Raw genomic sequence first — 24,292 nt, forward strand, 5'->3', positions numbered from 1 at the left:
GTACGGATAACTTTTTCATTTACCAACAATTTATACGTTTATTATATCTTTTGTACAAAAAATGAAAGACTATAGTCAAGGAATTTCCGTCCCAAGGCACTTTCCATCATTAGGAAACGGTTTATTTATTCATTGAAATACAACGTTACTCGAAATGGAATGTATAGATATCACTTCTCTTGTTCCGTAAGCATCTCCAGCAATTTTTTCAAAGCAAAGGAGCGGTACCGACCCTTTTTCGTGATAATACCAAGATGCCAAAGAACCTTTTCTTTCAAGGGAATAATAACAATATCCGGATTATTTTGTTTTCCGCCTATCACTTTCGGCAGCAATGTGATCCCCATTTTTGATGAAACAAGCTCCAAAATTAAATCCCATTGGGAACTTTCATAGGCGATATTCGGGGTAAAACCAGAATTTTTGCAGGTGTTAATAATAAATTCATGCAACGTAAAGTTTTTTGCAAATAATATAAAGCTTTCCTTCTCCAATTCTTTGACGGACACCCTTTGTTTGCAGGCCAGAGAATGATCCTTGTGGATAAAAAGGACAAATTCATCCGTAAAAAAAGAAGAAATGTGAAAAATGGATTCATCCACCGGCAGAACCACAATGCCGACATCAATTTCCCCCTCTTCTACCAGCTGCTCTACCACCCTTGCGCCAACCTCCACCAACTCCAATTTGACATTCGGGTATTGTTGATGGAAGTTTCCGGCAATGGAAGGGAAAAACAACGTTCCAATAAGGGGAGGAATGCCGATTTTAATTTCTCCAATGGCGACGTTTGCCAGTTCATCCAGCAGCATTTTCGTTTCTTCCAAAATACTCATTAACTTTTTTCCCTGTTCATAAACAACTTTTCCTGCATCCGTCAATTGAATATGCCTCGTGGATCGTTCCAATAGTTCCATATGAAATTCCTCTTCCAGCTTTTTCACGGCTTTACTTAATGACGGCTGGGATAAATAGGAGTGCTCCGCAGCTTTTGTAAAACTCTGATGATTGGCCACCTCAATAAAGGATTGAATGTCCCGAAGTTCCATCGAATCCCCCTTTTTATTCCCAAATGTAATAAATAAGATTCATTTTATTTATTTTACTTTACCGTTTGTCCCTGTGTAAACTTTTATGTAAGCGGATGCAAAAAGGAATTTTGAAAGCGATTCCATCATGCGCTCATTTACTTGTTCTTATTTTTAACGGAACCGGTGGAAAAATCAAACAGAATTTATTATTTGCTAAAGGGAGGAGAAACCATTGAAGACACTTACATCCTTTTTCAACCGCGTGGTGCAGCGTTATTTGCCTGATGCCTTGCTGTTCGCCATTATTTTAACGTTTTTAGTATATTTATTAGGTGTTTTCTTTACAGACAACAGTCCAGTGGACATGGTCACCCATTGGGGTTTAGGTTTTTGGGATTTACTGGAATTTACCATGCAGATGACCCTTGTGGTTGTAACCGGCTATATATTAGCAAACACTCCCGTCATTAAAAGGCTTTTGGCGAAAGTAAGCACCTTTGCACGCACCCCTGTCCATGCCGTCATGCTTGTAACCATTGTTTCATTAATCGCCTGCCTGATTAATTACGGTTTCGGGCTGGTGATCGGCGCTTTGTTTGCCATACATGTTGCCAAGCATGTTCCATCCGTCGACTACCGTATTTTAATTGCCAGTGCATACAGCGGATTCCTCATTTGGCACGGGGGATTTTCCGGTTCGATCCCACTTACCATTGCAACCCCGGGCCACTTTTTGGAGGAATCCATGGGCGTGATCCCAGTGACGAAAACCCTTTTTAGCCCGACAAATTTGTTTATTGTTATTGCCCTTTTGATCACCTTGCCGCTGTTTAACCGTTATTTGTTAAAAAATGCAGAGAGCCAGCTCGAAGATCGAACGAAATGGGTGATTCCAAATGAAGAAGCAGCAGCAGTAGAGCATGTGACACCTATGACACCAGCAGAAAAATTGGAAAACAGTCGGACAATATCCCTGATCATCGGCATTATGGGAATTGCATTTATTGTTTATCATTTTGCTGTAAACGGATTTAACCTAAACATTAATATCGTCAATTTTATTTTCCTTTTCCTTGGAATTTTACTTCATCAAACACCGAAAAGGTTTCTGGATACGGTAGCGAACGGCGTTAAAAACGCCGGTGGGATTATCATCCAGTTTCCCTTTTATGCTGGAATTATGGGAATGATGATTCATTCAGGATTGTCTGAGCAAATCGCATTATGGTTCGTCAGTGTTTCGACCGAACAAACCTTGCCTTACCTCTCCTTTCTTAGCGCTGGCTTAATCAATATCTTTGTTCCATCCGGGGGCGGGCAATGGGCGGTTCAAGGACCGATTATGATTCAGGCAGCAATGGAATTGGGAGCAGATCCGGCCAAAACAGCAATGGGGGTAGCCTGGGGAGATGCTTGGACAAATATGATCCAGCCGTTTTGGGCGCTTCCCATTTTAGCGATCGCAGGCCTCCACATCCGAGATATTATGGGATTTTGCGTCATGATTCTAATTTTCAGTTTTATCCCGATCTCCATCGGATTTCTGCTGTTTTAAAGCTTCAGTTGTCCCATAACAAAAATTTTCCCAATATTCTATGTTTTGCAAACAAATCCCAAGAATGCTGTTATGACGCCAGCATTCTTGGGATGGGTTTTTTAAAGTTTATCAAAAACTATCATTTGCTTTTAATCCTTTTTTTGTTCCTTCTCCGTTTGACGGGATTGACGGTATCCCGGGTGTTTCGAAAATGGTTCCCTTTTTATTGTTCCAATTAGGAACATGATCGTTCCAGCATTCTTGTCTAATGATGGGACTGGATGCATATTTTCTTGTAAAAAATACTCCCACTTTGCTGTTTCTCCTAAAAAAATGTTGCCGTGCTTGCTGTGCTGTGCAGAAGGTTACTATCTCTCCCGTTAGATACTGAGGATGAATCGAATCCCGGCCGATGAGCTTTTTCAAATAATTTTTGACATAATCCAATTAAAGAAGACCGTTTTGTGTCCTGAATTTGTGCATTACAAAACCAAATCTTTCACAGCCAACTCAATCATTTTCATTTTTTCCTCATTCATCATTTTCTTCTCCTTCTAAACTATTGGATAATTCCAATTTCAATTTCCTATTGAAAACGTTAATAATAGATAAAAAGATCGGTTCTATCACTCAAAAACCGTAAACCAGAAAAAATCACCATCTCTTTTTTCATAGAGGAGAAGAAAAATTAAGAGAGGATCGCAACAGGGAAAGCCTATTGCATTTTATAGAAACCTATTCGCAAAAGACATATCAGTTAAACGATGTGCCTTTTTTTCAATAATCTGCCTCCCAAAATACAAAATAGATAATTTTAACAAACAGTTCTAATTGTTTTTTGGATTTGTTCCTTTGTTTGGTTTTCTCGCCAGCAGTGGTGTGATGTCTGTCATTTCTGACGTGGTTTTTCACCCTATGTCGAAAAAAACTACTAACTTTTATATATAGGGGCTATGTTTCGGTAAATCCGTTTTTTGTCACAAAAAGGAGAAAATACAGCAAAGAAACTCCTGACTCATAGGAGCAGGAATTGTTTTTGTCATCGTTTGACAGAGTATTTTTCTAAAAAAAATTGTACAGCCAGTAGAGAATTCTCGAAGCATATTTTACGCAATCAATGCAGAAGTGGATCGAAGCCTGAAGAGATAGGCTGCGAGGTGATGAAGCAGGAAATTCTCATAGAAACATGGAGAAGCACGCCACTTTAGTGAGGGTGTGAGGTTCCACCGCGGTAGAAAACTGCTAATCCATTTCCAAAAGCTACTTTCAGATAAAAATCGAAAAAATATAAAAGCAGGTGGAGAGAAACGCATTGTTTTTCTCCACTTGCTTCATTTTAGGGACTTATCGGACACCCAGCTCGAAAATTGAATAGAAACTGGTGAGATTAAACAGATACGCTGAATGTACTTCCCGATGAGATGGCAGCACCATCGATAGTATTGCCTTTCCCATAATATGCCTCGCGCCATGCTTCAACGTATATTGCGCTAAACTCACTAGTTCGTGCCATTTCTGCTTTTGTCATCACCATTGTCCAACCATTATTTTGTGAATAATGGGCAATGACATTATTACCTGCATCTTTGAACTCCACAAAGGATATTCGGCCTTTGCCGGCAAAACTTTGGGATGCTTTTGCGATAATACCTTTTCTATCTGGAGACACAACGGAAATATAGCTTTTCATAAGATTTCTGTAGCCCGCAGATTCACCGCCACAGATACCTTTGGCAGCATCTTTTTTTGCCTGTTCAATAATAGCCTCTCTGAATTCTTCTTCACTCATGGCAGGGGCTGTTTTCGTGCAGAAATCGAACCTGGTAAAGTCAGGGGACGGAAAGCCATTCATCCGCAGCTTATTGTCAATTTTTGTTCCAAGCAATATATTGATTAAGTTGACATCTAATGGTTTTATACGACTTATTTTCCATTCACTCCTTTTCATAGGATTTCGCCTGATACTTTGCTGGAAAATACCTGGCGATAACCACTACTTACCTATCCGGGTTTAAGATGTTGTTTAGTAGTTGTAGTACACCGTCAGCTTTATATTTTTATATGTTTTATAACCGGGAGACAAACTGCTGACGTTGGTTCCCGTATAGTAAAGTTGATATGTGCCATTCGCAAGTGTGCCAATCAATTCTGCAGAAATTTCTGTTTTGTTACCAGATCCCCATGGTGCCGATGTCCATCCGGAAATGTTACTAGTTGTTATATACAATCTGTTTGACAGGATTGCGCCAGAATACGACATCGTGTTACAATCAGCAACGACCTTTGTAATGACCGCATCTGCCGGTAATCCGGAGACATTAATTGTAGCAATAGACGAGGAACCACTCTCACCCGGGTCAAGATACAGACTCATTGAACCGATTGTTCCAGAGGATGAGGTGAATGTTTTCGATGACGAAGCGGCGAATGCGGTTGTTGTCATGAAAAATACTACGACCATCACAAGCAATAAACTGATTAACCTCTTTGCTTTCATATAAGCACCCCCTTTCAAATGTTATTTTTGAGGATTCACCAGCCCATAGAATAATTGACCCTCATTATATATATCGTCCAGATATTACCATTATTTTACACAAAATTTCATATTTGCCACTTACACGTACCACGGCATCGTAATGGCAAATTTAGTACCGATCTCTTTGAATGCTATCAGCGTAGCGAACAAGCATTATTGCTTGCTATGATGGAAATGGTGGTAAACGGTGGTCAACTCGGAAAGTACAAAAAATTACAGAACAATATGTGGCAAGAAATTCTCGAAATCCACTGTTTCAGCCCTTTGCAAAAAACTAGACCCTATAGTTCATGAATTTAGAATGCCCCCCTACAAACTCATTAATTTAGGTGCCAAAGTGCGAGAGAATAATAGAGTCCATTCGAGGGGTCTTCTAATCGGTGGGGATGGCTTTTCGCATTTCCTTCTCCACTCTGGACATGGCCTCGGTAAAGCTTACGCCGATCCCTCGCCCATGTTTTGGCCGATACCAGCAAATACCTTCGAGGGCGAATTGATACTAAGCAGGCTTTTGGCGCCGTCCACGATGCCGGAGAAGAAGCCGGATACCTTTTCGTCGAGCCACGAAGCGAGAGACTTGATGCCTTCCCACAGACCGGTTACGATGTTCTTACCGATTTCAAATACAGCGCCCACGGCCTTTCCCAAACTACTGACAATGGCCGCGATAATCTGCGACAGCGAGGCTACGAGCTGCGGAATCGCTTTAATTAATCCTGCCGCGAGCTGAACTGTAAGCTCGATGCCCATTGCGATAATCTCAGGCAGGTTATTGGTAATAAAGTCCACTATGTCGGTAATGATCTGGGGCAGGGCTTCTACAGCTTGGGAAGCGCGTTAGAGCAAAACCTCGAGGTGTTCTTGTTCTTTAAAGACTAACGTCACAATTTCTTCATCGGATCGTCGACCAGTCGAAATGAAAGCAGAAATCAATAGGTTTTAGAACTACTGCATCCACTTGACATGGATCCTCTACGGGTATGCCTCTAAGCCGGGAATTCAGATAATCTGTACAACTAGCCGGCATGCCCTCCACTCATGTAAAGTTTCTAGAACAGATCACTTATGATTATTGTGCAGCATCATTTAGCGGTCCGTCTGCTTGACCTTAATTTCGTTGTCCAGTTAGACGATTCATTCTATTAGCGATTGACGTTCATAATACATTTCAGAATGGAGAAGCTTTAGCTGAAGTACGGACTTTTTATGGTTTCCATCTTCATCTTATAAAAGTATTCAAAACACGTACTATTTTATCTAACATAATGTACTTTTTTACGCGTATTGCGTATAATAATATATAGAAGTATATAAAATGAATACCAAAAGACTTGGAGGTGTGATGATGAGCGAGACCAAAAAAATAATTGGAGAAAATATAAGGAAATATTTAGATGCGAAAGGTGTAAAACATAGCTGGGTTATAGACCGATTAGGAATAAGTAAGGGTGCTTTTTATAGATTTCTTAAAGGTGAAGGAAATATTGATCAATTTGAGGAGAAAATGTTAAAGCTGTTTAGAATTAAAGATCCGTTTTATTTTCATCGTAAAGAAATGGATTTGCCTAAAGGTGTCAATGAAAAAATTGAAGAACAAAATTTTATGGATTTTGCTGCACTGTCTTTAAATGGGGAAGTGAATGAAGCATTTAAAGAAGGGATGAAAGTTTTTAGAGAATTTGTAGAATTAATTGATGTTCTCAAACCTTTGTCTCATTCACCAGTTATGTTTGGAGGAGAACATCGTGATCAATAAAGAGAATATAGAACAAGTAGTCAATTTTAACCGAGATTATTTACCTGAAGTGAAATCAAAAATTGAGATGTTAAAGTCTTCCGGTGATCCTCTAATCGCATCTAAGCCTTTAGAATTCATTAAAACTTATTTATATGAAAACGCACGTGCATTAGAATTTCCCATTAAAAATTCAGATTATGGCGGTTTAGTTTTTTATTACAATAAGGATTTTTATATACAAATCAACACAGCACAGCCTAAAATTTATGAGAACTTTATGTGGGCGCATGAGTTCTACCACTTTTATTTTGATAAAGATAGGGTTAAGAAAAAAGAAGAAAATTTTGTTATGGTAGATAGTATTTTTGATGAAAAGGAGAGATTACCTAATCTTTTTGCAGGTGAAATTCTAATTAATGATCATATTTTAAATCGGAAATATGCATCTTTAAAAAAGGATAACAGTCTTAGTTTAGCCGATATTGCAGTTCATTTAATTCCTGTTTTTGAAGTTCCTTATAAGGCAATCGTAATAAAACTGGTTCAAAATCAATTCATTACCATTGATGAAGCTAAAGAAATTATTGATTATGATTATAAAAATAACCTGCCTGATGAAATAGACCGTACATTATTTGCAGCCAGCAATAAAATTAAAATTGACGATTATAAAAACTTGATATCAAAAGCGGAAAATAACCTAAATGAAGAAGATTATCAATCCATCATCAATAAATATAAAAAATTATATCAATTAGTGCTAGATTGGCGAAAAGAGTCAGCGGGCGAAAGTGAAAATGAAGGCTATCGAAAATCCTAAGATCCGTCCCATAAAACCTTTTATCCAATTTCATTCGGAAAGCCTAAAAAAGTCTCTATACGCTAATCAAGCACTGTATATTATGGATAATATGATGCTGTCAAAGCTAAGGAAGGACGCTGTGTGTAATCCTTTTATTATACAAAAGGGATTTCAACTATCTAAAGTCATTCTCATTCCAGACATCATTCTTGAAGAAGCCTCCAAAAACTTACCAGATGAAAAGGCATTTGAAAAATACTATTATGAATTATTTCGAATTCTATCTACAGAGCATGAAATATACGTAGCAGATTTACAAATCATATTTGAATTATTAAGGGATATGATTGGCACAAAAGAAGCTGCATTCAATATATTGAAAAACATATCTTTAGAAGCTGTCAGAACGAATCAAACAATACGTGATTCCATTAAAGAAATCGATTCTCATTCTGAAGCTGCTCTAAAAACATTAATTGGTTGTATTATTGCCAATGGAAAAAATGCCGGCGAACGTTTTATCACTATTTTTTCCCTCGCATTATTGAGCTTGTATTTCGGTCCTGTTTATATCGTCAGTGAAGATGAAAAGGGAATTTATGGACCTTTTAGGACATTTTTAAACAATGAAAGGTTAGTGGAATTAATTAATATCGATCATACTTTTGACTTTATTCAACTTTATCAATTCATGTCCTATGAATCCTTAATTCTTTCTCTTTTTCATCAAGCTGATTTAAGTAAAGAAGAATTGTTCGATTTGATTCAAAAAAGCAATCGTGATCAATCAAGAAATATTCTATATAGTTTGAACGGAATCTCTTTTCACACACCCATTTCCAACCAAAAATTGGTTGAATGGATTAGCCAACAAATAATCAAAATACAATTTTAAAAGTTCCTGTCCTTCCATGAGGCAATCCCTGAATTTTCTTCATTGACTAAATCGAAATAAAAGCAGATGGAGCTCCGAAAATCTTTACGGATTTCCAGCTCCCTCTGCTTAATTTTCCCTCAAAACCATCTTCGCCACACACTCCACATGCCTTGAGTGGTGATCGCAGATATTAAAACTTGTAGCAGTGTTCACCTAAATTACTTTCGATCGAGTTTGCACTTGGTGATGTAGCTTATGATAGCGAACAGATAAGTAAACCGTCTGAACAAGTTGGTATCTTTTTTGTATATCCCATTAACCGCCGCAATACTAATGAACGAAAAGATGCCTATGGTCGGATCACTCATTATCATCTAGAAATTAATTGATAATGCTGGGCGTAATTCTTTAGCTTTTCCATTATATAAGATGCCATTTTTGATGCTTTGCAATTTTTTGAACTTAAATGATGAAACTCAAGATTTATTTTTTTACCATTAACCTGTACTACAGCATCGATAAATAATCCACCATTCCCAGCATCTACCTCATAATCAATAACTTCAAATTTACTATGGTCACCAATTACTTCTTGAACAAAAGAACAAATCGCTTTATTAATGTTTTTATGATACTTAGCAGACTTACTCTGAATAGAATCATAGGCAGCTTTAGTATTATCATTCATTTTACCTTTATTTGATGAAGTCAATTCGTGAGGAATTTTACCAATTAAAAATTTGTAGAAATCAGTACTCTCTAAAGCTCTTATTGCGTTAGCTTTATTTTTGTTAATACCATTTTCCTTAGCAATTTCTGATAATAATCCATCATCATAGAAAAGACACGCATAATTTACTGCTGTAGGTTTTATAGTTGTTAATTTAGCCTCAAGTTTGACAGAGTACACTAAAGAAAAGCCCGAAAATACTGGTGTTTTGGACTTTACCCACAACACGTACCACTACACTTGTTAGTGGCACGTGTTTTTTTCTAATACTCTAGGAGGCGCTTGTGTGACAAGTGCTTCAAATGCTAGATTTGCTTGACCTTGTAATTCTGTACGAACGATTTGCTCTTCACCATTCACGCGTATTTTCGAGGCCTTCATCTGGCTTACATCATGCAAAATATCCTTTACACTTGTTTGGCATCCTATTTCTTTTAGCTTATAGGCCAAAAAGGATTCCATGACAAGCGCAAGGAAACAAACCATGATATGGCCTCGAATACGAGATTCCACTCGATGGTACATCGGGCGAAGTTCTAGATTCGACTTCAGGTTACGAAAGGCTTGTTCCACTCTCCACAACTCTTTATAGGCAAGTGCTGCCTCTTCATCCGTTAATGACGAGTTGGTCCGAATGGCGTACTTTCCGTCAAACTTTTCGTCATTGGATACCTTCTCTTCATCAATTTTGGCCGATGCTTTTTCTATCGTTAAAAACTTGGAATACGCACGGTTTTTGACGAGTCCAGATGGACCGAGTTCATCAAGCTTCGATTGAAGGTTTTCTAACACGACTTGACGACTCGCTCGATCACGTTCTTCAGCGTCCGGATTGTAACAGAGTACATACGTTTCGCCATCGATTTTCTTTGACTTCACTTTTAGATTCGGGAGAACCTTCTTATATGGCCCACGGATGGATAATAGCTCTTGGGCTTTCTTCGACTTTCGTAATTTGACACCCACAATATATTCCATGCCCAGTTCACGAATTTGATCTAAGTTGGCTTCACTAACCATTCCGCGGTCTCCCACTAGAATGACTTTCTGAATAGGATAGCGCTTCTTCAGGTCTCCAACCACCATGCCAAATGTCTTCGTATCATGCATGTTTCCAGGGAAGACTTGATGCCCAATCGGAATCCCTGTTTTGGTCATTAATAAGCCAATCACGACTTGTTTTCGATCTCCACGATGATCTTTGGAGTAACCATAGTGAGCCAGCAGTTCGTCTGCTTCCTCTCCTTCGAAATAGGTGCTTGTCGTGTCGTAAAACACGATATCTACTTCTAATGAGGTTAAATCGGTTAAATGTCCATAAAGTTGTTCCTCAATTTTTTCTTTTTGTTCACTTAAGAAGTCTAATGCACGATAGTAGTGATGGAGTTGAATGTCTGAAAGACCTTCTGCATAAATCGTGTCGATCCATTGTTTGAAGATATAATGCTTACTATTGGGATCCATGAGACGGTTTAACACCATGGCAAAAATGGCTTCGTCATACTGAGAAGCAGCCTCGGAATCATCCATGATTTTACGTAATAGCCGACCAAGCCCTAACTTTTCCCATACCTTTCGGAACAGATAAACCGGCCCAAACTCTTTTGTCCAAAGCACGGAGACAGAAGAGGAAGACCCTTGCCCGTGAATTCGGTCAAAGTAACGCTCTGAAAATTTGGCTAATCCCTCGATTATGTTATCGACAGAGCCATTCTCTAATAAATGTTCTAACCTCCCTAGATTACAAAGCGTTTGTTGCCGAACTTTATTGTCTACACGAAATGTACGACATATTTGTAGATATTGACGAACTGAACCATTTTTATTTTTTTGCTTATTAATTCGAATATACATAGCACTAATAGTATAACATATATTACATATTATTGGATATACAAAAGTTATCCACATAACACTACATAATGATTATATTTTCGATAAAAAAAGTGGATAACTATTGGTATAATCATCTTTAGTTATCCACATGTAGTGAAATGGTGTCAAACTTGAGTTAGCATTAAATAGGGTAATTATATATGCTAGACTTTCTTTTTTACTTTTATTCCTATCATTCCATAATTTCCCAGAAGAAGGTTTAGGTGAATAACTAGTTAGTTCTTCTGATTTTAGAATATAACTTCCAGCTCGTCTAATTCGATTTGCCTCGCTTTCAACTTTTTCACCAGAAGAAATAACAAATACAACTTCCGGTAATTTCTTTGCTTTCTGCTCATCTACAATTCCTTGGGATACTATGTCTCCAACTTCAGCTAAAAACTCTCCTACAGTATCTGATGACGTTATTAGATCATTTAATTGTGATTCTTCTATAGCTAAATCCGCCAATGTTTTATCCATATATATTAACAATCTTTCTAATATATCTCTCCAAGTACTCTTATCAGGGCCACTAATGGTTATAACACCATTACTAGGTACGAAGTTTCTCCCTCCAACTTTCCTTGCAGTTTCAACCAAAGTTTCTAACCATGCATCATCATTAGCTGGCCAACATACAATTAAGTCCTTTCTTCTCCTTAACAATTGATTCAAACTTGTAAATAAGTTTGTTAATCCAACTGCATCGCTAGTAATTTCCCTACCGTCTAATAATACTATATTTATTTTTGTTTCATGGGGCGGTACATTATCTTTGATCCATTGAGTTATTGAGTTAAAATCAGTATCTACTGGTACAAAATAAGTTTTGTTAAACAAATCAGATCTCCATATAGGCATTGAATACACGGTTGTAGTTTTCCCAATTCCAGTTGCTCCTTTAACAAAACTTAACACCCCTCCGTTCTGGACTTGTACTTTTTTAACTAAATCTACAAAAGAATCTATGTCATCTTTAACTTCTATGAGTAAAGCTCCTAATTCATTTGACTCATTTGTAAAATGAGGTAATATGTTTTCAAATCTACTAGGTACTTTTATAATACCTTTCATATCCTTTCCTCCCTCTAGAAATGTTGATATATCAAGGTTTCTTGGCATCTTAGGGGTGCCAAAAAAATATTTTTCGACAAAACTCATCACATACTTTTGAATTTTTGTTGATATCTAACAGTCCATGGGTGCGCTTCGCGGCCACTGGATATTTTTGTATTTTTCACTCCAGTGGGGGGATGTGTATGCGACGCACCTTGGATCTCTGCACAACTGATGAGGACGAACCCTCCCATGTCTCTGGGCATCCTTGTGCCAACATTCCTTCGTTCGGTCTCTTCACCAGGCAGAGGCCGGCTAAGCTCCTTAAGGGACTCTAGGTCGAATGGATGAAATCGTGCCAGCTTCTCCGTGTCATCTGGTTGTTCAGACAGTTCTTTTTGCGAAAGGAGGCGACTCTAGGCTGCCTGCGCTTGGAATTGGGAAAAGATATCTTGAATCATTCGTTCCCCATCAAATGCTTGCTGTTTCACACAAACCGCGTATAGTACTTTCAATAGCTTGCCACATAACACGACGATCGATTGCTTCTTACGTAACGGGTTGATTGGGCGTGTCGTATAGTACTCGTGCAACTGACGGAAAGCCTCATTATGGCGAATCAATGGCATCATCACCCGAAATAAAAGGGCGCGTAGCCGTTTTCGTCCTCGCTTCGAGATTCGTTTTTGCCCCTTGTGTTGCCCTGACGAGTTCTCCTTCAGTGTCAAGCCCGCTAATTTGATGAGTTGCCTCGGATCTTGATACTGGGCAAAGCTTCCGATTTCCGATAACAGTTCAATGATCGTCGCATCTCCTAGCCCTGGGATCGTTTGGAGCCATTCGTATCGGCGGTTGTTTGAGCAAGTGCCGTCAACTCTTCTGTGAGGGTTGCGATCTCTTGTTCCAATTGGCGATATCGGCGGACAAGCGTGGCGATTTCGATACGGGCCATCTGTTGTCCTTCCGTTATCCCAATCGAATGGCGGGCTACCTCTAACAGCTTTTGCACTTTCGGCTTCTGTGGGCATTTTAGCGTCTCGCTTTGCCGATAACGCTCCATTAGCCCCTCTACCGTCTGATTCGCAATGTCCATCGGAAATGGCGTTTTCTCTAACACCACCAATGCCATTTTGCCAAACGACGGAAACACCTGCACAAACTCAGGAAAATAACGATCGAGCCAACGAATCATTTGATTTTGGACGGCATTCAACTCTTTTGTCAACGACTCTCGAAACGTACTTCCTGCCCGCAATTCCGCCTCCACCTCATGGAGAATACGTGGATAGCTAAAGCGTCCGTCTTTAACCAGTTTCGCAATGACAAGAGCATCTTTGGCATCATGCTTCGTTGGCAAGTTGTCGTCGAGTTCTTTTGACCGTTTGACATGCATCGGGTTGACCATTACCAACGGGATCCCTTTTTCCTCGAGGAAGTAGGCGAGGTTCAACCAGTAATGTCCGGTCGGCTCGATTCCGACGATGACTTCGGTTTTGCCAAATTCCTTCATCGCTTCTTGTATCGACGCATAGAACTGTTCAAATCCGGATCTCGATTGAATCACAGGAAACGGCTTCTTCAGCACCCGACCTCGTGCGTCAACCATTGACGCATAATGTTTTTGTTTGGCAATGTCCATTCCAATCACTAACGTTTGGTCGGTGACTTGTTCAATTTTGCGATTTTGTGTACAATTCATTGTATAGTCCTCCTTGGTCTGATGTTAGGTGTTTGTTGACACCCCTGCATCATACCAAGAGGACTTTTTTCTTTCAAGTCCCCGAAAACCTTTCTAACAGGAATGCTCCTTAATATAAAGCTCAGATTGAAAAATCGACATAAATAAAGCCTTTAAGTTAGGCAAAAGAACCATTGAAACGTTTTATGTATGGGTCAAGTCCAAATTATTGTGTAAATTTCCACTCTGATAGACAATAGGGACCTGAGCCTTGACGTATCATTGGTAAGTCTGTGAAGTCTCCCAGCAGAAGACTTCACAGATAAATGATTATGCTATCAAGGAACTTTTGCGGCATATCCTCGCTTCGCTCCGGTATTCTACCTTCCCCTTGACACATCAAAGCGGTTATCCCACTCTCTTCATTGTTAAAACCTCTTGATCCACCGTTCGAGCTTCTTGCTCTTTCATTTTTCACCACTGCCAACATGCACCCGTCCCTATTCCCAGACTTTCGTATAAAGGAATACACGTGTTCATGCAGGAACCGTTGATTCCAGTCCTAGATGAAGAACAAAATATGGTTTTAATTGGATTGCATTACTAAACCTGATAAACTTAGGAAACAACTTAATTTGGAGTTCTTTTCCTCCCCAGAGCTATTCAATCTGGATCTACTCGCACTAAAAAAAACCTGCTTTTTTGCCCTTGTAATTGCAACATAAAATACACTTAGTTCTTCCAAATATTTCGATTCATCCTTCTTATTAAAATGACCAAAATTCGGGTGACACAAAAATCCTGAAACCGTATTCAATTTAAAATTACAACGACTACAAAAACCACGATAAGAAGGAAATACATTCTGTTCCATATCGGGTAATATAACATAATCCCATTCTAATCCCTTCGCTGCATGCATTGTAGAAATTACCACATTTTCATTCACAAACTCCATATTTTGTTTTAAAGCATAATTATTAAAGGTTTCCTGTATTAGATTTATTTTATCTTCATTATGTAGAGACATAAATTCTTCCGAAATTCTATTCAAAAAGATACTCAATAATTGCAATAATGATTCAATCATAATACTTGAAGATTTACTATATGTGTCTTCGATTTCCTTTAAATATTTCTTTATGAATGTTTTTGTAATATTCTTTTCTGATTGAAGAAATTCTATAAACTTAGATTGACATCTTTTATGAAAATCAATATAGATTGGATCTTCATCTGTATAAAGTCCATAAAAATATTTGATTTTATTTTCTTTAAACTTATTAATTATCACATCAATATTCTTACCTCTTGATCGAGATAAAATTGCTATTCGGTTAGATTCTTTTTCCTCTTTTAATTCAATAACCTTGTTTGCAACCCAGATAGCTTCTTCTTCCTGATTATCTAAAACCACTAGAGGTATTAAGGCATTTTGGCTGATACTAGGTTTAGACAAATTTTCAGCATTGGCTCTAATATTTTTCTCCAATAACAACATTTGGGGATTATCCTTAAATCTATAATTTTGGCTTAGTGTGATTTTATCCATTTTATATCTTTTTCTACATTTTTCCAAAAGATTCGGAATAGCTCCAATAAAACCATATATTCTTTGTAGAGAATCTCCAATAAAAACTACTTGATTATCCTCACCAATTAACTGGTCTAAAACTAAAAAACTAAGAATGTTAGTATCTTGAAACTCATCTACAATAATAATTTCAAAGTACTTTTGATAAAAACTCTTTATCTCTGTATAAGATTTTAATAATTGAACAACAAACATTAAGATTGCATTATAGGGAATGTATTTATTAGTAATAAGTTTTTTACAAACAATCTGAATATAATCATCCCAATTATCTAACAGAAACTTATAATTAGCATTATTAATATTTTTTACTGAATCACTAATCTTGGTTAAGAGTTCTGCTTCTTCATGTCTCAATCCTACTTTTAAACTCATAAGTTCTTGATAATCATCATCGTTAATACTAGTTAAATTATCTATTTCTCTTAAATTTTGATGTAATAAGTAACCATAATATTTTAAAATTCGTCTGCAGAGACCGTGATAATTTGAAATAAATAATTTATCGTTTATATTAAAATCTAACGCTTCTATAAGTTGTGGCAATTGACTGGTAACATCTTTTTTTATCTTATAAGCGGCGTTTACACTAAAAGATAACGCTAATATTTTTTTATTACTACTAAGTTTTTTTGTAACTAATAAATATGCAATTTTACTAATCATTGTTTTAGTCTTTCCGTAACCTGCGGGTGCCTCAATTAATAATCTTTTTGAATTGGAATAAATGGCTTTTAATTGCATTGGATCATTTGAATGCAACTGTTCAATTTTTTCTTTTAATTTCGCTTCATCTTGAGTCATTACGAAGCATCTCCTTAGCCCTCATTATTGCTTTCTTATACACTTCTGGAATTAAATCAAGCGTCAATAATCTGCCAATCTCTCTTCCCAAGACTATAGATTTATTAATATCAAGCCATGCCAAATACATAATTCTTAGAATTTGATGATCAGAAACCTCAGAAAATCGGCAATCTCCATTTAATTCAACTCTTAACTCTAATCCATATTTCTCTGCTGTTTTCTTCAGTTTATTTGATTGAATACTTCTTTCAAGTTCCAAGCTATCATATTCTTTAACGATTTTTTCTAAAATTGTAATGCTGTCATTATCAAAACACTTACTTACTATTTCATCCTCAAAATCACGACAATCAGTATGTAGGAGATTATCTATTTTCTTTAGTATTTTTTCTTTTTCAAGATATTTATCTTTATCAATAACTCCGACACATTTTATTCCAAACTCTTTAAATAAATTCATTAAAGGGCCGATTGATTCTGCTCCATTAGCTTTTAGTATACTAATCCCGGCATCATCTAAATCTACGCCCAACTTTGTAGCAAAAATGTCCATACATCCAAATTCGCTTTCACCCTCTACAATAATTACACATTTTGAAAAGAAAGTTTCTTTTATATATTGCATATTCATCAATAGATGCTTTTCTATATTTTTAGGCAAATCGATATCGACACCGTTTTTTACCACTAATTTATTTTCATAATTTTTGTAAAATCTCACTATTTGTTTATAGTCATTTAATAAGATATTAGGTGAATGAGTAACTATTATACTTTGTCCAACAATACCGTCTATATTAAACAACTCTTTTAATAGAGCTGTAAAATCAGTATCTTTATTCCGAATAATTTCATATATATTTTTAATCAATGATCTTTGCATATAAGGATGTAGATGTATTTCTGGTTCATCTAGTGAAAAGATTAAAGGAATTAGTTTTTTGTTCTTGTTATCCTCATATAGTATCTTTTCTAGTTTATTTTTATTAAGATTACTTAATCTTTCAAGAATGGCCAAGGCGATAATAATTGAGTACTGTACCCCATACCCACTCGAAGTAATCTCTAACTTCTCGTTATCAGCTAAAACTAAGACTCTAGAAAGTAAATTTTCAACTTCGTCATCTATACTTGCATTAATTTTAAAATCATTAAAACTCTTTAATTTTCTAAAGATCTTATTAATATATTCCATTAATTGCTGTAGCTTTGCTTTATCAATAAAATCTAAGTCATTAGTTTTATTTGTATTAAGATATTTTTTAATCAGAAATCTCAAAAATTTTCCGGATCCTTTACCTTTTTCAAAACTCAGTTCATTGCTTGGATTTCTAAGCGAATCATAATGGATATGCAATATTTTTTTGATAGTGTTATTAGACAAATTTATCCCTGTTTCTTTGTGAGTAAAGTTGATAAACTCATCGGGAGATTCTTGACTAACAATAATATTAATCCTATTGCTATTTTCAGGATCAAATAAATCACCAAACATTCCTTTCTCATAATCATTTAATAATAGAGATAACAGTATATTGATTTCCTTATCCTTATCATGAAAATCTTCGCTTTTAAAACTTTGGTAGTTAAAAATTGTATTAATTAAAGACAATACATTAGATTTACCTAAATTATTTTCACCAACTATAAAAGTAATATCAGGATGGAATTTTATATGTACTCCATCAAGATTTCTATAATTTTGAATATACAATTCTGACAAAAACAACTGTATCCCTCCTCGAACTTTAACTAGAAGATAACTATTAAATCTTTATTGTTATCATGTCAATATCTCTTTATCCTTCATTTTAAACATCTTTCCCCTTCCATTAATAAACAGTTGATTGATTTTCTAATTAAAGAAGGCATCTAAGAGCGGGGGATGAAAACTCTAAGATGCCTTTTATAGTTAAGTGTGAAATATATTCAGTTATGCCCCCACAATATCTTCTGAATTTCTGTTAATCTCATCGATAATACTAATGATCCTCCGCGCGTCATCCATGTTGTCTTTAAAGAGTTCAACAATGCTGCCGATGGTTTTAAACGGTTCTTCCTGCAGCACCCGCTTGTCCATGACTCCGTTTTTCACAAAGTAATCGACGATCAATTTGACAAAACGGCTTTGTTGGATGTTCAATAGTTCGCTTGATAAAAATTCGGAAAACGCTTCGTTGGCGGCCTGTGGGTCAAGGCCGACGATTTGGCGGACAAGTTTTGTAATCGGTGTGTCTCCGAATTCTCTTTTATAATCTTCCTGTGTGCCAAGCTCATTCCAAAGAATATGCTCCAACGTTTTTAAGTCTTGGACTGTTAGCTTTTTATTATTTCGCAGCTTATAAATGGCCATCTGGTCGCGGTGTTCGTGCAGATAATGTTCCACCTTTTTCCGATAATTTTTCAGATCATTGACAGTAAACATCGGACCGTTTTCTTTGACCTCTAAAACTTGGTCTTTAAAGTTCGTATAGTAAATTTTTTGCGTTTCTTTTTCAAGGAATTTAACTAAGTCACGCAACGCTTCGCGAACAGCTTCCAATTCGAAAATATCGGCTTCGCTCCAAAACTCTTCCGTTTGCACCTTTTCGATGATGTATTTTTGCTCCATCACTTGAGGAATCGAACCGAGTTTCGACAACGCCTCTGCAGTACGAATCACACTCCGAATCGGCCTCGTCGCATTTTTCGTTTGCAGTTTTGCCAACTCAATCGTGTACATAAGCAAATCAAAACGTTTCGCCAATTCATCATCGTTTAGCGGAACAATCAGCGGCGAAATATGTTCTTTGATTTCATTAACATCTATCGCTGTTAAGGAGTCCCATTTAGTCCGGTTTTTAAACTTGTGTACGTATTGAATATGTTGGCGTACGCGGAAGTTTTCTTCGTTTAACTTATTGATTTCCGCCAGCACTTCGTCAATCAATTCATTGCGATAAGCAATATACTCTTCTTCTTGGTATTGTAAATGCTGCAGTTCTTTAATGATTTCGATTTTGGCATTAAATAGACGCTCCGTTAAGCTTTCCACCGCTTTTCCTTCGATTCCTTTCGGATTTTCCCGGAAAAACTCAAAGTTGCCGCAATAGTCAAAAATAAGGAAATGCGTTTTATCTTGTCCGACTCCGAATAAGTCTTTGCATAAACGGGTTCCGCGTCCAATCATTTGCCAAAACTTTGATTTGGAGCGTACCTTTTTAAAGAACACAAGGTTGACGACTTCCGGAATATCCACTCCAGTATCGAGCATATCGACCGATACCGCAATTTGCGGCAATTTGTTACGGTCGGAAAAATCATCGATTAATGTTTGGTAGTAGTTCACGCTGTAATCAATGACTCGTGCAAAGCCGCCCTTGTATTCAGGGAACAATTGATCAAAGCGCTCCACAATCCGTTCCGCATGACGATGATTTTTCGCAAAAATAATCGTTTTGCCGAGTTTGTCTCCGCCTTCGACGCGAATTCCTTTTTCCATTAAATCTCTGAGTACCGTATCAATCGTATCGTCATTAAACAGCCATTCGTTTAACGCTGCACTGTCAATATCCTCGCCTACTTCATCATCAAATGTTTCTTCATATCGTTCTTTTTCTTCATCAGATAACTCATCGTAATGAATGCCCTCTTCAAGAAATTTAAGCTTTGTTTCAATGGTACGATAATCCACTAAATATCCATCTTGAACTGCTTGATCTAACTCATAGGCATAGGTCGGCACACCGTTTTCCAGATCAAACACTTCATACGTATTGCGGTCAATTTCGTCCTTTGGTGTGGCGGTAAGCCCAAGCAATATTGCGTCAAAATAGTCAAAAATTGCTCGGTACTTCTTATAAATACTGCGGTGGGATTCATCGACGATAATTAAATCAAAATGCCCGACGGTAAAGAGGCGTTTGCCGTCTTTTCGTTTCGCTTCGTCAATCGCGTTCATCATTGTCGGGTACGTCGAAAACACCATGCGGCTTTCCTCTGGATTATCTTTGTTATCGAGCAAATTACAAAGTGTCAAGTTCGGCAACAAATGGCTAAAGCTGTTTTTGGCTTGCGTTACCAGAGTTTTGCGGTCCGCTAAAAACAAAATATTTTTTACCCAATTATGACGGGTAAGAACATCGACAATCGAAATCGCCGTCCGGGTTTTGCCGCTCCCCGTCGCCATGACAAGCAACGCTTTGCGCCGTTTGTTCTCAAGCGCGTCACATACGGCTAAAACCGCTTCTTTTTGGTAATAGCGATTCGTTATGTTGTCATTGATTTGCACATTTTTTAGCGGCTTCTTCATCGTCCGACGATCAATAAGCAAGCTTAATTCTTCCTTATTGTAAAAGCCGGAAACTCTCCGCGCCGGATAGTTAAGGTCGTCCCAAATATACGTTTCAAAACCGTTTGTGTAAAAAATAATCGGACGTTGGCCATGCATTTTCTCAATGCAGTCGGCGTATAGCTTGGCTTGTTGCTTTCCTTTGTTCGGGTCAGCGGTTGTCCGTTTCGCTTCGATGACCGCCAGCGGCTTTCCGTTATCGCCAAAAAGAACGTAATCGACATAGCCGACTCCTTCCTCATTCGGCATGCCAACGACAGGGTATTCCACAATAACGTCCTTTTTAAATTCCCAACCCGCCAGCTTCAAATCTAAATCAATATATTTCTTTCTTGTTTCCCATTCGCTTAGTTCATCGACTTGGAAGTGATATTCTTTTGTATTCGCTTCCCGTTTGGCGGTGAGAAGAGCGCGAAGCTGTTCGTTTTCTTTCATCATCTCTTCAAGACGCTTGTCTTTGGAACTTAGCCGTTCGTATAAATCTTTCAATTCTTCCGGACGCTCGCGCTTTTCCTCTCCGATTGGCAGCAATGATTCGTCAAAGTCCGTAGCCGTATATTCATCCGAATAACAATAATCAATCCAAGAGACGAACTGATGAAGATTATGCAGGGAAAGAATCGCTTCTTCCCTCGTAATCATCGAGTTCGTATGAACCGCGACATTTCCCAGTTTGACAATGTAACGCAACAACGGCAACAAGTCTTCATCAATAATGGACAAAAAGACGTTGTCATGAATCAAACTGGAAAGATTATCTTGATACGGAACTTTCAAAGCGCTGTCAAAGCTGTACACCCACTTAACGGCAAGCTCCAGCGCACGGCGCGTCAAAATCGCGCACGTCGCCGGACTCACAACCAAACTTTTCTCCGCCTCTAAACAAGCATTTGTAAAGCTCTCATAATGAGGTTTTCCTATTAAAAAATGAAAGTTGGATAACAACAAATCCCCCTCCCTCGACCAAACCAACATGAATTTCCTTCACATTTATTAATCGTTGAATAGTTCTCCCTTAAATACACGTTGCATGAGGGAATTGAAGTTATTTTCGAGTTCTTCTAAACTTTTCTGCAATAATTCTTTTTGAATTTCAATTTTTTTAATAATTTCAGCAAATTGATTTTGTAATTCAATAGGAGGAACAACTACCTCAATATTGTTAATTTTTTTTAATGTTAGTCTCTTAATTGCTCCACCGTTCATACCACTTGTTATTTTTCTGAAAACTCTCTCGTTATTAAGAAAATGGGTTAAATAGTAATTATTCAATTTATTAAAATCGACTTTAATAAGTGCCAAACTAGATAGCATACTAAATTCGAAATCATAATGATTTATTGCAGCAATGCCTGTTGTAGCTCCATCTTTTATATATAGAACGTCCCCTTTCTCTGGGTTACATCTTTCATAAATTTTTTGATGATCTTCTAGCGAGACGTAAGTAGGGTCTTTGAAGAAATCTAGGCCTCCCTTGTTCAAGTGTTTAGCAGTAATGTACGGGATACCTTCTTTTACAGTAGGTGGCGAGTGATGAGTACCATCCGTTATTTTAATACACAAATTAGCTAACTTTTCTTTCTTGTATTGATTTGTATTTTTGATTGGATCCCCAAACATCTCCAAAAACACACTTTGCGTTAACTGGTCCAACGCTTCAATTTGGGCTTTTCGTTTGTCGATGAGTTCTTGGGCTTTGTCTAGTACTTTAGCTATTTTTTTCTGTGTTACTAAATCTGGAATAGGGACAAGAATATTATCAAAGTATTTTTTAGTAATGTGTTTCATGGTAGAACCATGTAAATATTTTAATGCTCTTTCTAAAGACCTTTGTACTATATATTTAAAATAACTTTTATCAATATCCTCTTTGTCGAAAATAACTTTGAAGATATGTTGATTTAGTACTGCTTTCTCTCCCAACCATTCAAATACACCTAGACTAGCGGACCAAGATATGAGTATATCTCCTTTATTTACAATATATTTATCATCAATTTCCCCTTGATAATAGTTAAATGGGCTATCTGGGTTTGTCAAGTTTTGAATTCTTATTATAGGCAAACCTTTGTTTTTCCAGTCAGTAGGCTTAAAAGCATAACCATTAACATAAGTGGCTATGTCACCAAGTCTCTTTAAAGTTACTGTCATAAGACCCCTACCCTCTAATCATTTGTTTCAACTCTTGTAATCCTTGCATAATCTCTTTTTCCAACGTTTCCACTCTTTCAAGTATCACACTTGGCGCTTCATACTGTACTTCTTCATACTCAATTTCTTTATATTTGTTAATCGAAAGGTCATAGTCATTTTCCCGGATTTCTTCCACCGGCACGAAGAACGACTGCTCCGTACGTTTCCGGTCTTTTTCCGCTTCACGGTTATGGAAGCGCGCAATGATGTCCGGAATGTCATTTTCCTCAATCGGGGTACGCTTGTCATCCAACGAGTAGCCATCGGCTTTCATGTCATAGAACCATACTTGATCCGTTCCGCCTACGCCTGTTTTCGTAAAAATCATAACCGCTGTTGAAACGCCGGCGTATGGTTTAAATACGCCGCTTGGCATGGAAATAATCGCTTCTAATTTATGATTTTCCACAATTTCTTTGCGGATGTCTTTATGCGCCTTCGAGCTGCCGAACAATACCCCATCTGGCACGATGCACGCACAGCGTCCGCCCGTTTTTAAGATGCGTAAGAATAACGCCAAGAATAAAAGCTCTGTTTTCTTTGTTTTTGCAATTTTTAATAGGTCACTAGAAACGGCTTCGTAATCCAAGGAGCCTTTAAACGGCGGATTGGCAAGGACAAGGGTGTATTTGTCCTTATCTTTGTTTTGTTCCGATAAAGAGTCGCGATATTCGATATTCGGATTTTCAATGCCATGGAGCATCATGTTCATCGCACCGATGCGCAACATCGTGCGGTCCATATCAAAACCGTAGAACATATGGTTATTAAAATGCTCTTTTAAACTTTGCACCAAAAATAAGTCGCTGCGATGTTTGCGCAAATATTCGCCCGCTGCGACTAAAAACCCTGCGGAACCGGCGGCCGGATCAACAATAATATCTTCCGGTGTTGGTTTGACTAACTCTACCATCATCTTGATAATATGACGCGGCGTGCGGAATTGCCCGTTCGTACCTGCTGTCGCGATTTTGGATAGCAAATATTCATATAAATCCCCTTGTAAATCGCGGTCCTTCATTGGGAGCTTATCAATGCCGTCCACAATTTTGGAAAGCATTTGCGGCATAGGAATCATAAAAATCGCATCGCTCATATACTTGGCATATGCGGAATTTTTATTGCCATGCAAGCTTTTAATAAAAGGAAATACTTCCTCAGATACAATTTCATACATTTGGGAAGCTTCTAGATTTTTAAACTTGCTCCAACGCAAGTGTTGTTTATCTTCAGGAAAGATTCGTTCAAACTCAATTCCTAATAAAGCAGCCTCTTGTTCTCTTTGGGTTTCAGCTTCATCGAGTCCTTTAATAAATAAGAGGTATGTAAATTGTTCAATGACCGTCAGCGGGTTCGTAATTCCGCCCGTCCAAAACGTTTCCCATATTTTATCGACTTTGTTCTTTAATTCTCCAGTAATCATATAGCAGCCTCCTTATTATTTCCGAATTTAATTATACATTGTTCTATCAGCATTAAAAACTCCAATATAATGAAATTAA

General features: G+C 37.5%; 17 protein-coding genes and 2 pseudogenes. 5 read left to right on the top strand and 14 right to left on the bottom strand.

The window, feature by feature from the left end; translation table 11 throughout:
* Positions 1 to 170 precede the first annotated feature (170 nt).
* Positions 171 to 1,049, bottom strand: coding sequence for a LysR family transcriptional regulator (locus NSQ41_RS17195; RefSeq protein ID WP_063388774.1), 879 nt, complete (start codon positions 1,047 to 1,049; stop codon positions 171 to 173).
* 214 nt (positions 1,050 to 1,263) lie between these two features.
* Here NSQ41_RS17195 and NSQ41_RS17200 point away from each other — a divergent pair, with 214 nt between their 5' ends.
* On the top strand, positions 1,264 to 2,586 hold the full coding sequence (locus tag NSQ41_RS17200) for a short-chain fatty acid transporter (RefSeq protein ID WP_311066567.1): 1,323 nt from the start codon (positions 1,264 to 1,266) through the stop codon (positions 2,584 to 2,586).
* 111 nt (positions 2,587 to 2,697) lie between these two features.
* On the opposite strand, the gene NSQ41_RS17205 is transcribed toward NSQ41_RS17200, so the two are convergent.
* From NSQ41_RS17205 to NSQ41_RS17215, 3 genes are all read right to left on the bottom strand, one after another.
* A complete protein-coding gene (locus NSQ41_RS17205) occupies positions 2,698 to 2,880 on the bottom strand; it encodes a hypothetical protein (RefSeq protein ID WP_130157549.1) in 183 nt (60 codons plus the stop codon).
* 1,075 nt (positions 2,881 to 3,955) lie between these two features.
* Positions 3,956 to 4,516 (bottom strand): hypothetical protein, encoded by a 561-nt coding sequence (locus tag NSQ41_RS17210; protein WP_311066568.1) that lies wholly within the window; start codon positions 4,514 to 4,516, stop codon positions 3,956 to 3,958.
* 75 nt (positions 4,517 to 4,591) lie between these two features.
* A complete protein-coding gene (locus NSQ41_RS17215; protein ID WP_133309162.1) occupies positions 4,592 to 5,065 on the bottom strand; it encodes a hypothetical protein in 474 nt (157 codons plus the stop codon).
* 120 nt (positions 5,066 to 5,185) lie between these two features.
* Here NSQ41_RS17215 and NSQ41_RS17220 point away from each other — a divergent pair.
* Positions 5,186 to 5,486, top strand: a pseudogene (locus NSQ41_RS17220) (transposase); the annotation flags it as partial.
* Between the two features lie 56 nt (positions 5,487 to 5,542).
* On the opposite strand, the gene NSQ41_RS17225 reads toward NSQ41_RS17220, so the two are convergent.
* Positions 5,543 to 5,857 carry a hypothetical protein gene (locus tag NSQ41_RS17225; RefSeq protein WP_339211674.1) on the bottom strand — a complete coding sequence of 105 codons (315 nt, stop codon included), beginning with the start codon at positions 5,855 to 5,857 and terminating at the stop codon, positions 5,543 to 5,545.
* 565 nt (positions 5,858 to 6,422) lie between these two features.
* Here NSQ41_RS17225 and NSQ41_RS17230 point away from each other — a divergent pair.
* The 3 genes from NSQ41_RS17230 (at position 6,423) to NSQ41_RS17240 (ending at position 8,542) form a co-directional block, all read left to right on the top strand.
* A complete protein-coding gene (locus tag NSQ41_RS17230) occupies positions 6,423 to 6,863 on the top strand; it encodes a hypothetical protein (RefSeq protein ID WP_339210457.1) in 441 nt (146 codons plus the stop codon).
* Positions 6,853 to 7,665 carry an ImmA/IrrE family metallo-endopeptidase gene (locus NSQ41_RS17235; RefSeq protein WP_094244400.1) on the top strand — a complete coding sequence of 271 codons (813 nt, stop codon included), beginning with the start codon at positions 6,853 to 6,855 and terminating at the stop codon, positions 7,663 to 7,665. Before NSQ41_RS17230 ends, NSQ41_RS17235 begins: the two co-directional genes overlap by 11 nt.
* Positions 7,666 to 7,786: 121 nt before the next feature.
* Positions 7,787 to 8,542, top strand: a complete 756-nt coding sequence (locus tag NSQ41_RS17240) for a hypothetical protein (RefSeq protein ID WP_339210459.1) — start codon at positions 7,787 to 7,789, stop codon at positions 8,540 to 8,542.
* Positions 8,543 to 8,894: 352 nt separating this feature from the next.
* Here the strand turns inward: NSQ41_RS17240 and NSQ41_RS17245 are convergent, their stop codons facing one another.
* The 9 genes and pseudogenes from NSQ41_RS17245 to NSQ41_RS17285 form a co-directional block, all read right to left on the bottom strand.
* Positions 8,895 to 9,482: a hypothetical protein gene (locus NSQ41_RS17245; RefSeq protein WP_339210461.1), complete on the bottom strand. Its 588-nt coding sequence runs from the start codon at positions 9,480 to 9,482 to the stop codon at positions 8,895 to 8,897.
* Positions 9,483 to 9,497: 15 nt separating this feature from the next.
* The gene (locus NSQ41_RS17250; protein ID WP_339192846.1) at positions 9,498 to 11,108 is read right to left on the bottom strand and encodes an IS1634 family transposase; all 1,611 of its coding nucleotides are present in this window, start codon (positions 11,106 to 11,108) and stop codon (positions 9,498 to 9,500) included.
* Positions 11,109 to 11,180: 72 nt separating this feature from the next.
* Positions 11,181 to 12,206, bottom strand: a complete 1,026-nt coding sequence (locus NSQ41_RS17255) for a hypothetical protein (RefSeq protein WP_339210462.1) — start codon at positions 12,204 to 12,206, stop codon at positions 11,181 to 11,183.
* 398 nt (positions 12,207 to 12,604) lie between these two features.
* A pseudogene (locus NSQ41_RS17260) lies at positions 12,605 to 13,887 on the bottom strand (IS110 family transposase).
* Between the two features lie 565 nt (positions 13,888 to 14,452).
* Positions 14,453 to 16,264 (bottom strand): ATP-dependent helicase, encoded by a 1,812-nt coding sequence (locus NSQ41_RS17265; protein WP_339210464.1) that lies wholly within the window; start codon positions 16,262 to 16,264, stop codon positions 14,453 to 14,455.
* Positions 16,251 to 17,990: an AAA family ATPase gene (locus NSQ41_RS17270; RefSeq protein ID WP_339210467.1), complete on the bottom strand. Its 1,740-nt coding sequence runs from the start codon at positions 17,988 to 17,990 to the stop codon at positions 16,251 to 16,253. The genes NSQ41_RS17265 and NSQ41_RS17270 overlap by 14 nt, the downstream gene beginning before the upstream one ends.
* 210 nt (positions 17,991 to 18,200) lie before the next feature.
* Positions 18,201 to 21,542 carry a DEAD/DEAH box helicase family protein gene (locus NSQ41_RS17275; protein ID WP_339210469.1) on the bottom strand — a complete coding sequence of 1,114 codons (3,342 nt, stop codon included), beginning with the start codon at positions 21,540 to 21,542 and terminating at the stop codon, positions 18,201 to 18,203.
* 48 nt (positions 21,543 to 21,590) lie between these two features.
* Positions 21,591 to 22,748: a restriction endonuclease subunit S gene (locus tag NSQ41_RS17280; RefSeq protein WP_339193437.1), complete on the bottom strand. Its 1,158-nt coding sequence runs from the start codon at positions 22,746 to 22,748 to the stop codon at positions 21,591 to 21,593.
* A 7-nt stretch (positions 22,749 to 22,755) separates the two neighbouring features.
* Positions 22,756 to 24,213, bottom strand: a complete 1,458-nt coding sequence (locus NSQ41_RS17285; protein ID WP_339193439.1) for a class I SAM-dependent DNA methyltransferase — start codon at positions 24,211 to 24,213, stop codon at positions 22,756 to 22,758.
* Positions 24,214 to 24,292: the final 79 nt, after the last annotated feature.

Source organism: Aeribacillus sp. FSL K6-8210 (assembly GCF_037963925.1).
Classification (GTDB): domain Bacteria; phylum Bacillota; class Bacilli; order Bacillales; family Aeribacillaceae; genus Aeribacillus; species Aeribacillus composti.